Genomic DNA, 9689 nt, shown 5'->3' with positions numbered 1-9689 from the left:
CGCAGATCTCGGACATCACGGCAGTGGACAGCGCCGATACCTTCGAGCGCCCGATCTACGCCGGCAACGCGATCGCGACGGTGCAGTCGAGCGATGCGATCAAGGTGATCACGGTGCGCTCGACGGGTTTCGATCCGGTGGCGGCCGAAGGCGGCAGCGCGTCGGTGGAGAAGATCGAGGCGGCTCCTGCTTTCGAAAAGTCGCAGTTCGTGAACCGTGAAGTGACCAAGCTCGATCGTCCGGAGCTGACCAGCGCGAACATCATCGTGTCGGGCGGCCGCGGGCTGGGCAGCGGCGAGAACTACACGAAGGTACTGGAGCCGCTGGCCGACAAGCTGTCGGCGGCGCTGGGCGCCTCGCGCGCGGCGGTCGACGCGGGCTACGTGCCGAACGATTATCAAGTGGGGCAGACCGGCAAGATCGTGGCGCCACAGTTGTACATCGCGGTGGGCATCTCGGGTGCGATCCAGCATCTGGCCGGGATGAAGGACTCGAAGGTGATCGTGGCGATCAACAAGGACGAGGAAGCGCCGATCTTCAGCGTGGCCGACTACGGCATCGTCGGCGACCTGTTCACGGTGGTGCCGGAGCTGGTGTCCGCGCTCGGCTGAGCCGCGGGCGGCATCGCGCATCGGTGACGAGGCGCTGAGCACCACGACCAAGGGGCGCGGCAAGCGCCCCTTTTTTTACCCATAAGCAGACAGAGGAGAGGAGCACCATGAGCTATATCGCGCCCGTCAAGGACATGCTGTTCGTGATGAAGGAGCTGGCCGGCATCGACGACGTCGCGAAGCTGCCCGGCTTCGAGGATGCCGGCTTCGACACGGCGCAGGCCGTGCTCGACGAGTCGGCGAAGTTCTGCGGCGAGGTACTGGCGCCGCTGAACGTCGAAGGCGACAAGCAGCCGAGCTCATGGAGCCAGGGCGCCGTGACGGCGACGGCCGGTTTCGGCGAAGCCTTCCGCCAGTTCGTGGCGGGCGGCTGGCAAGGGCTGCAGCATCCCACCGAGTACGACGGCCAGGGCCTGCCCAAGCTGATCGCCACGCCTTGCATCGAGATGCTGAACGCCTCGAACCTGTCCTTCGCGCTGTGCCCGCTGCTGACCGACGGCGCGATCGAGGCGCTGCTGACGGCCGGCACCGACGAGCAGAAGACGCGCTACGTGCCGAAGCTGATCTCGGGCGAGTGGACCGGCACCATGAACCTGACCGAGCCGCAGGCCGGCTCCGACCTCGCGCTGGTGCGCTCGCGCGCCGAGCCGCAGGGCGACGGCAGCTACAAGGTGTTCGGCACCAAGATCTTCATCACCTGGGGCGAGCACGACATGGCGGACAACATCGTCCACCTGGTGCTGGCACGCACGCCGAGCGCACCCGAGGGCGTGAAGGGCATCTCGCTGTTCATCGTGCCGAAGTTCCTGGTCAAGGAAGACGGCAGCCTCGGCGAGCGCAACGACGTCCATTGCGTGTCGATCGAGCACAAGCTCGGCATCAAGGCGAGCCCGACCGCGGTGCTGCAATACGGCGATCACGGCGGCGCGATCGGCTACCTGGTCGGCGAGGAGAACCGCGGCCTCGAATACATGTTCATCATGATGAACGCCGCGCGCTTCGGCGTCGGCATGCAGGGCATCGGCGTGGCCGACCGCGCCTACCAGAAGGCCGCCGCGTTCGCGAAGGAGCGCGTGCAGAGCCGCCCGGTGGACGGCTCGGCCAAGCAGTCGGTCACCATCATTCATCATCCCGACGTGCGCCGCATGCTCGGCACCATGCGCGCGATGACCGAAGGCGCGCGTGCGCTGGCCTATGTCGCCGCCGCGCACAGCGACCAGGCGCACGCGCATCCCGACGCAGCCGAGCGCGCGCGTCGCCAGGCCATCTACGAGTATCTGGTGCCGGTCGTGAAGGGCTGGAGCACCGAGATGGTCAACGAGGTCGCCAGCCTCGGCGTACAGGTGCACGGCGGCATGGGCTTCATCGAGGAGACGGGCGCGGCGCAGTACTATCGCGACGCGCGCATCCTGGCGATCTACGAAGGCACCACGGCGATCCAGGCGAACGACCTGGTGGGCCGCAAGACCGTGCGTGACGGCGGCGCCGTCGCGAAGTCGCTGCTCGCCGGGATCGACGAGACCGTCGAGGCGCTCGGCGCGCAGGACACGCCGGCCTTCGCCGCGATGCGCCGCCATCTCGCCGACGGCGCGAAGTCGCTGGCGGCCGCGGTCGAGTTCGTGGTCGCCAACACCAAGGGCGATCCGAACGCGGTGTTCCTCGGCAGCGTTCCCTACCTGAAGCTGGCCGGCATCGTGCTGTGCGGCTGGCAGATGGGACGCGCGTTGCTCGCCGCGCAGGCACGGCGCGCGGACGATCCGGCCTTCCACGACGCGAAGATCGCGATCGCGCAGTTCTATGCCCAGCACGTGCTGGTGCAGGCGCCGGCGATTGCCGCGTCGATCGTCAGCGCGACCGGCCAGGACAGCGTGCTGGCGCTGACCGAGGACCAGTTCTGAGGAAGGCTGTTTTGTCCTGCCGGGGCCGGCGGCTCGGCGGGACGCGAAAATGAAGAAGGGCACCCTTGCGGGTGCCCTTCTTGCATCGAGCCAGTGCTATGACGTGCTCAGGCGTAGGCGGGGCGCGGCTTGCCGACGGTCTCGTCGAGATAGCGGTGGACCGACAGGTCGTCGGCCTGGATCGCCGGCTTCTTGCCCGACATCAGGTCGGCCAGCAACTGGCCCGAGCCGCAGGACATGGTCCAGCCCAGCGTGCCGTGGCCGGTGTTCAGGAACAGGTTCGGCACGGGGGTGCGGCCGACGATCGGCGTGCCGTCCGGCGTCATCGGGCGCAGGCCGGTCCAGAAGCTGGCCTTCGAGGTATCGCCGCCGCCCGGGAACAGGTCGTTGACGCACATTTCGAGCGTCTCGCGACGGGCCTGGTTCAGGCGCTTGTCGAAGCCGGCGATCTCGGCCATGCCGCCCACGCGGATGCGCGAGTCGAAACGCGTGATCGCGATCTTGTAGGTCTCGTCGAGCACGGTCGACACCGGCGCGGCGGCCGCGTCGACGATCGGCGCCGTGATCGAATAACCCTTGAGCGGGTAGACCGGGATCTTGACGATGTTCGACAGAAAGCGCGTCGAATACGAGCCGAGCGCGACCACGTAGGCATCGCCGCGCACCAGCTCGCCGCTGCATTGCACGCCGGCGATCCGGCCGCCGGCGATCGCCAGTGCGTCGATCGGCGTGTTGTAGCGGAACTGCACGCCGAGTTCCTCGGCCATCGCCGCCAGGCGCGTGGTGAACAACTGGCAGTCGCCGGTTTCGTCGCCGGGCAGGCGCAGGCCGCCGGTCAGCTTGTGCGAGACCGCGGCGAGCGCCGGCTCGGCATTCTTCAACTGGTCGGCCGTCAGCAGTTCGAACGGTACGTTCGCGTCGCGCAGCACCGCGATGTCCTTCGCGGCACCGTCGAATTGCGCCTGGGTGCGGAACAGTTGCAGCGTGCCGCCGGTGCGTCCTTCGTAGGCGATGCCGGTGTCGGCGCGCAGCGCCTGGAAGCAGTCGCGGCTGTATTCGGCCAGGCGCACCATGCGGCCCTTGTTGACCGCATAACGCTCGGCGGTGCAGTTGCGCAGCATCTGCCACATCCACTGCAACTGGAAGCGCGTGCCGTCCAGACGGATCGCCAGCGGCGCATGCTTCTCGAACATCCACTTGACGGCCTTCAGCGGCACGCCGGGCGCGGCCCAGGGGGCGGCGTAGCCGGGCGAGATCTGGCCCGCGTTGGCAAAGCTCGTCTCGAGCGCGGGGCCCGCCTCGCGATCGATCACCGTCACCTCATGGCCGGCGCGTGCCAGATAATACGCGCTCGTCACGCCCACCACGCCGCTTCCCAGAATCACCACACGCATAGCTGCTCCAGACGAAAAAAAGCGGAACCCGCCGGGGGCGTTGCCACGCCACTGCCTGCACGTTCCGACCTGGTTTTTTTCGCTATGGTATTGTCGACGTCCCAGTTTTTGTTATTGTATTTTTTCGATTTTCAGAAAAAACAGCATGAGAACTCAACGTCAACCGGTACGCGCGCTGGACAAGCTGGACCGCCGGATCCTGCGCCTGCTGCAACAGGACGGCCGCATGGCGATGAAGGACCTGGCCGAGCAGGTCGGCCTGACCGTCACGCCCTGCATCGAGCGCGTGCGCCGCATGGAGCGCGACGGCGTGATCACCGGCTATCACGCGCGCGTCGACCCGGCCCAGCTTGGCGCGGCGCTGCTGGTGTTCGTCGAGATCACGCTCGACCACAAGAGCGGCAACATGTTCGAGCAGTTCCGTCGCGAGGTGATGAGGATCGACGAAGTGCTCGAGTGCCACCTGGTGTCGGGTGATTTCGACTACCTGATCAAGGCCCGCATCGGCGAGATGGCAGATTACCGCAAGCTGCTCGGCGACATCCTGCTGCAACTGCCTGGGGCCGTGCAGTCGAAGAGTTATGTGGTGATGGAGGAGATCAAGGAGACGCTGAGCATCGCCGTCGACGACTGATCGCGGCCGGCCCGCGCCCGAATCGTCGAACGGCCGGAATCCGGCTTGGCAGCGCACGTCGGAATACTGTATAAATACACAGTATCTGGCGCGGCAATATTTCGCTTGCGCCTGCCGTGACGAAGAGGCGTGATGAGCGATCGATCCGATACCGAATATCCGGTGGCGCCGCCCGTGCCGCGCAAGGGGCGCGGCGCCGTGGGCAACCTGCAGGGCCGCTACGAGACCGACCAGCGCGAGGGTGTCGACGACGGCTGGCTCGGCGAGGACGACGAGGCGCGTCCCGCGCTGCGCACCCAGGTGTTCGACGAGCGCGCCAAGAGCATCCTGACGCGCAACGCCTCGCCCGATATTCCCTTCAATGTCTCGCTGAATCCGTATCGCGGCTGCGAGCATGGTTGCATCTACTGTTTCGCGCGGCCGACCCACAGCTACCTCGGCCTGTCGCCGGGCCTCGATTTCGAGAGCCGGATCTATGCCAAGGTCAATGCGGCGGAACTGCTGGAGCGCGAGCTCGGCAAGCGCGGCTACGTGCCCGAGCCGATCGCGCTCGGCGTCAATACCGACGCCTACCAGCCCTGCGAGCGCGAGCGTCGCATCACGCGCGAGGTGATCCAGGTGATGCACGATCACGGCCAGCCCTTCGCGGCGATCACCAAGTCCTCGCTGATCGAGCGCGATCTCGACCTGCTCGCGCCGATGGCAGAACGCGGCCAGGTGATGGCGGCCGTCACGATCACCACGCTCGACGCCGACCTGGCGCGCGCGCTGGAGCCGCGCGCGGCCACGCCTTCGCGTCGGTTGCGCACGATCCGCGCGCTGGCCGAGGCGGGCGTGCCGGTCGGGGTCAGCATCGCGCCGGTGATCCCGTTCGTCACCGAGCCCGACATGGAGCGCGTGCTGGAGGCCTGCGTCGAGGCCGGCGCCACCCATGCGAGCTACATCGTGCTGCGCCTGCCCTGGGAGGTGGCGCCGCTGTTCCGCGAGTGGCTGGGCGCGCATTTCCCCGACCGGGCCGAGCGTGTGATGGCGCGGGTGCGCGACATGCGCGGCGGCAAGGACTACGAGTCCGATTTCGCCAGCCGGATGAAGGGGGAAGGATTGTGGGCCGACCTGTTGAAGCAGCGCTTCCAGAAGGCGGTCAAGCGTCTCGGGCTCAACGAGCGCACGCGCGGTATCCTCGATTTCACGCAGTTCCGCGCGCCCGAGCGGCCTAAGGCGCCGGCCACGCCGCAACTGAGCCTGTTCTAGGCAGCTTGTCTCGGTTGCTTGTCTCGGCCGCTTATTGCGATAGCTCCCTGGCGGCCTGCACCTGCGATTCGAAATAGGTCTGGAACGACAGCGCCAGCGCCGTCATCAACAGGAAGGCGCCGATCAGCAGCGAGAAGATCACCACGAAGATCACGGTCCAGCCCGAGCGACTGCTTTGCTCGCTTTGCGCATTGAATTGCGCATCCCACTTCTCGTCGGCGCGCAGCCCGTAGACGATCGCGGTCAGGAAGGCGGCGAACAGCGAGATCGCGCCGGGCACCGCCAGGCACCAGCCGAGCAGCGAGGCGCGCGCGGTGGCGACGAGCAGCAGCAGGCCCGGCACGCCCAGCACGATGCCGAGCAGGTGCGCCCAGCCGACCGGGTCGCGCTGTCCATATAGATAGAAGCGATGCGCGCCGAGCGAGCCGAACAGGAAGGCAAGGGCGGCGGCGAGGGTCTTCGAGCGGAAACGCGGCGACTGGGATGGCATGGCGGACCGGGGCAGGGGCAGCGCGAATGGGGCTTTCGAGGTTCAGGGCGGCATCGCCACCGGGGCGATGCCGCCAGCCATTCTACGATGCGATGGAGGGTCGGTCACCCGACCGCGCTCAGTGCCCGGTATAAGTGATCCGGTAGATCGCGTTGGCGTAGTCGTCGCTGATCAGCAGCGAGCCGTCGGGCAGCGGCAGCACGTCGGCCGGGCGTCCCCAGACCTGCTCGCCCGGCTGCAGCCAGCCCTGCGCGAACACCTCCATGCGTGGCTTGCCGCCGTCCGGGCCGGTGCTCACGCGCACCACGCGGTAGCCGGACTTGCTGCTGCGGTTCCAGGAGCCATGCTCGGCGATGAAGATCGTGTTGCGATAGTCGGCCGGGAACATCGAACCGGTATAGAAACGCATGCCGAGCGCGGCGACGTGCGCGCCCAGCTTCAGCGCCGGCGGCGTGAAGCCGCTGCAGGGGTGGCCCTTGCCGTATTGCGGGTCGGCTACGTCGCCGGCGTGGCAATAGGGATAGCCGAAGTCGAGGCCGGCGCGCGGGGCGCGGTTCAGTTCATCGTCGGGGACGTCGTCGCCGAGCATGTCGCGGCCGTTGTCGGTGAACCAGAGTTCGTGCGTGACGGGGTGCCAGTCGAAGCCCACCGTATTGCGCACGCCGCGCGCGAAGCTCTGGTAGTCGCTGCCGTCGGCGTTCATGCGCCCGATCATCGCGTAGCGGTCGCGATCCGGTTCGCAGATGTTGCAGGGCGCGCCAACCGGAACGTAGAGCTTGCCGTCCGGCCCGAAGGCGATGAATTTCCAGCCATGCTGCCGCTCGCTCGGCAACTTGTCGGTGACGACCACCGGCTTGGGCGGCTGGTCGAGCCGCTCGTCGATGCCGTCGAGCCGCAGGATCCGCGAGATCGCGGAAATATAGAGGGCGCCGTCGCGCCAGGCCACGCCGACCGGCATCTCCAGCCCGCTGGCCACCACGTGGCGCGCGACCACGCGGCCGTCGCGAACCGTCAGCGCATGCACGCTGCCCTCGGTGGAGCCCACGTACAGGATGCCGCGCGGCGACCAGGCCATTTCGCGGGCATTGGCGAGATCGGCCGCGAACACCTCGGCGTGGAAGCCCGGCGGCAGCTTGAGCCGTTCGACGGGCGGCGGCGCGGCTCCGGCAAGGCTTGTTGCCAGGACCAGACAGGCGGCCAGGCAGGCGGCGCCGGCGGCCCGCAGGCGCCGCCGCGCGGCGGCGAAGCGGCGGCTGGTAGGCGCGAGACGCGCCGAGAGGCGTGAGCTGACACGTGGGACGAGGCGGGGGGCTGGAGCGCGCATGGACGATCCGGGAAGAGCGTGCGCGGCGGCACGGTCCAGCAAGTGTAGGCGCTCGGGCGGGAATCGGCAGCGGGCCGGGTTTTCGGGGCCCCGCGCTTTTTTGTACGGTAAGTGTTTGTTATGCCGTCGGTTTCCAGCTATAATCGCGTGTTTCAGCAGTTTCGAACCCGGTTTTCCGAAGGACTTCATATGGTTATCATCCGTCTGGCTCGCGGCGGCTCGAAGAAGCGCCCGTTCTACAACATCGTCGCTACCGATTCGCGCAACCGTCGTGACGGCCGTTTCATCGAGCGCGTCGGCTTCTACAACCCGGTCGCCACCAAGGGCGAATCGCTGCGTATCGCCCAGGATCGCCTGACGTACTGGCAAGGCGTTGGCGCACAACTGTCGCCGACCGTCGCCCGCCTCGTGAAGGAAGCGGCAAAGGCACAACCGGTCGCCTAAGTCATATGGCGCCGTTTTCCGGTGGTCGCGGCCGCGAGGTGGTCTGAATGTCCGGTCACGATTCATCCGGTGATGCAAAGCGCGGCACACGCGAAGCCTCCACGTTTGGCGTGTTCGTCCGCAAGCCGGCAGAGCGCGCACCCGCCAAGGGTGGCGCGAAACCGGAGGCAGCAGGTGACAAGCCGGTCCCGAGCTCGGAGCGCCTCGCTGCGGCGCAGTCCTGGCCTGACGATGCGGTCGAGGTCGGCGCGATCGTCGATGCCTACGGCCTGAAGGGCTGGGTCAAGATCGCACCGCATGCCGGTGCCGGTCGCGGCGGCGATGCGCTGCTGAAGGCCCGTACCTGGTGGTTCGAGAAGGGCGCCGAGCGCCTGGCAGTCGGCATCACGCAATCCAAGTTCCACAGCGATACCGTCGTCGCGCATTTGGCCGGCCTGGCCGATCGCGATCAGGCGCTGGCCTTGCGTGGCTACCGCGTCTACGTGCGTCGCGAGGATTTCCCGGCGCTCGACGCGGACGAATTCTACTGGGTCGACCTGATCGGCCTGGATGTCGTCAACGAGGCGGGTGTCGAACTCGGTCGCGTCGGTGACATGATCGACAACGGCGTGCACTCGATCATGCGGGTCGACTATCCTGCCAGCGGCAAGGATGGCAAGCCCGTGCGCGGCGAGCGGCTGATCCCGTTCGTCGGCGTGTACGTGAAGACGGTCGATCAGGCGGCGAAGCGTATCGTCGTCGATTGGGAAGCCGATTACTGAAATGAACGACGCAAAGGAGCGCGCGATGCAGTTCGATGTCGTCACGCTCTTTCCCGAGATGTTCCATGCGCTGACCGACTGGGGTATCACCAGCCGGGCCGTCAAGCAGGGGCGTTTCGGCTTGCGCACGTGGAACCCGCGCGATTTCACGACCGACAATTACCGCACGGTCGACGATCGTCCCTACGGCGGCGGCCCCGGCATGGTGATGCTGGCCAAGCCGCTGGAAGCGGCGATCGGCGCGGCGAAGGCCGCGCAGGCGGAGCAGGGGATCGCGTCCACGCGGGTCGTGATGATGTCGCCGCAAGGCGCGCCGCTCACCCACGAGCGGGTGGTGCGGATGGCCGACGAGCCCGGCGTGGTGCTGCTTTGCGGCCGCTACGAGGCGATCGACCAGCGTCTGCTCGATCGTTGCGTCGACGAGGAAATCAGCCTCGGCGATTTCGTGCTGTCGGGCGGTGAACTGCCGGCGATGGCCTTGATGGACGCGGTGGTGCGGCTCTTGCCCGGTGTGCTGAACGACGCGCAATCGGCCGTGCAGGACAGCTTCGTCGATGGCCTGCTCGATTGCCCGCATTACACGCGTCCCGAGGAATACGACGGCGTGCGCGTGCCCGATGTGCTGCTCGGCGGCCATCACGCGGAAATCGAGAAGTGGCGGCGCCAGGAAGCGTTGCGCAATACGTGGTTGAAGCGCCCCGACCTGATCGAACGGGCGCGCAGCCAGCAGTTGTTGAGTCGGGCCGACGAGGCCTGGCTCGCAAGTCTCGCGAAGGCCGCGAGGAAGGCCTCGACCTGAGGCGTTCCGGCGGTGCTCCGGGAACCAAGGCGGTGTCGCGCACGCGTGCGCGGCGCCAGTTGTGAATCCATCCTCTATCGGGG

The 9689-nt window shown here is 67.3% G+C and carries 10 protein-coding genes; 7 read left to right on the top strand and 3 right to left on the bottom strand.

Going from position 1 to position 9689, the window contains the following annotated elements; genetic code table 11:
* Together F3J18_RS21870 and F3J18_RS21865 are read left to right on the top strand one after the other, a co-directional pair.
* On the top strand, positions 1–611 hold a 611-nt coding region (locus tag F3J18_RS21870), incomplete at its 5' end, for an FAD-binding protein (RefSeq protein WP_205195535.1).
* A gap of 107 nt (positions 612–718) precedes the next feature.
* On the top strand, positions 719–2509 hold the full coding sequence (locus F3J18_RS21865) for an acyl-CoA dehydrogenase (protein ID WP_166914147.1): 1791 nt from the start codon (positions 719–721) through the stop codon (positions 2507–2509).
* A 107-nt stretch (positions 2510–2616) separates the two neighbouring features.
* Here the strand turns inward: F3J18_RS21865 and F3J18_RS21860 are convergent, their stop codons facing one another.
* A complete protein-coding gene (locus F3J18_RS21860) occupies positions 2617–3903 on the bottom strand; it encodes a D-amino acid dehydrogenase (protein WP_166914145.1) in 1287 nt (428 codons plus the stop codon).
* Positions 3904–4048: 145 nt separating this feature from the next.
* On the opposite strand from F3J18_RS21860, the gene F3J18_RS21855 reads away from it, so the two are divergent.
* A complete protein-coding gene (locus tag F3J18_RS21855; RefSeq protein ID WP_166914143.1) occupies positions 4049–4537 on the top strand; it encodes an Lrp/AsnC ligand binding domain-containing protein in 489 nt (162 codons plus the stop codon).
* A 132-nt stretch (positions 4538–4669) separates the two neighbouring features.
* Positions 4670–5788 (top strand): PA0069 family radical SAM protein, encoded by a 1119-nt coding sequence (locus F3J18_RS21850; RefSeq protein ID WP_166914141.1) that lies wholly within the window; start codon positions 4670–4672, stop codon positions 5786–5788.
* Positions 5789–5819: 31 nt separating this feature from the next.
* Here F3J18_RS21850 and F3J18_RS21845 read toward each other — a convergent pair whose 3' ends face one another.
* Positions 5820–6278, bottom strand: a complete 459-nt coding sequence (locus tag F3J18_RS21845) for an NINE protein (protein ID WP_036052382.1) — start codon at positions 6276–6278, stop codon at positions 5820–5822.
* A gap of 118 nt (positions 6279–6396) precedes the next feature.
* Positions 6397–7602 (bottom strand): sorbosone dehydrogenase family protein, encoded by a 1206-nt coding sequence (locus tag F3J18_RS21840; RefSeq protein ID WP_166914139.1) that lies wholly within the window; start codon positions 7600–7602, stop codon positions 6397–6399.
* 189 nt (positions 7603–7791) lie between these two features.
* On the opposite strand from F3J18_RS21840, the gene rpsP reads away from it, so the two are divergent.
* Genes rpsP through trmD form a run of 3 tightly spaced genes read left to right on the top strand, consistent with a single transcriptional unit; the run spans position 7792 to position 9606 of the window.
* Entirely contained in the window at positions 7792–8046 is a 255-nt protein-coding gene (gene rpsP, locus F3J18_RS21835) for a 30S ribosomal protein S16 (protein ID WP_166914137.1), read from the top strand.
* A 47-nt stretch (positions 8047–8093) separates the two neighbouring features.
* Entirely contained in the window at positions 8094–8807 is a 714-nt protein-coding gene (gene rimM, locus F3J18_RS21830) for a ribosome maturation factor RimM (RefSeq protein WP_036052374.1), read from the top strand.
* Position 8808: 1 nt separating this feature from the next.
* Positions 8809–9606 (top strand): tRNA (guanosine(37)-N1)-methyltransferase TrmD, encoded by a 798-nt coding sequence (gene trmD, locus F3J18_RS21825; RefSeq protein WP_025099005.1) that lies wholly within the window; start codon positions 8809–8811, stop codon positions 9604–9606.
* Positions 9607–9689 lie beyond the last annotated feature (83 nt).

Source organism: Burkholderia sp. Ax-1720, from assembly GCF_011753035.1.
GTDB lineage: Bacteria > Pseudomonadota > Gammaproteobacteria > Burkholderiales > Burkholderiaceae > Burkholderia > Burkholderia gladioli.
This window is presented reverse-complemented; position numbering and strand designations above follow the sequence as displayed.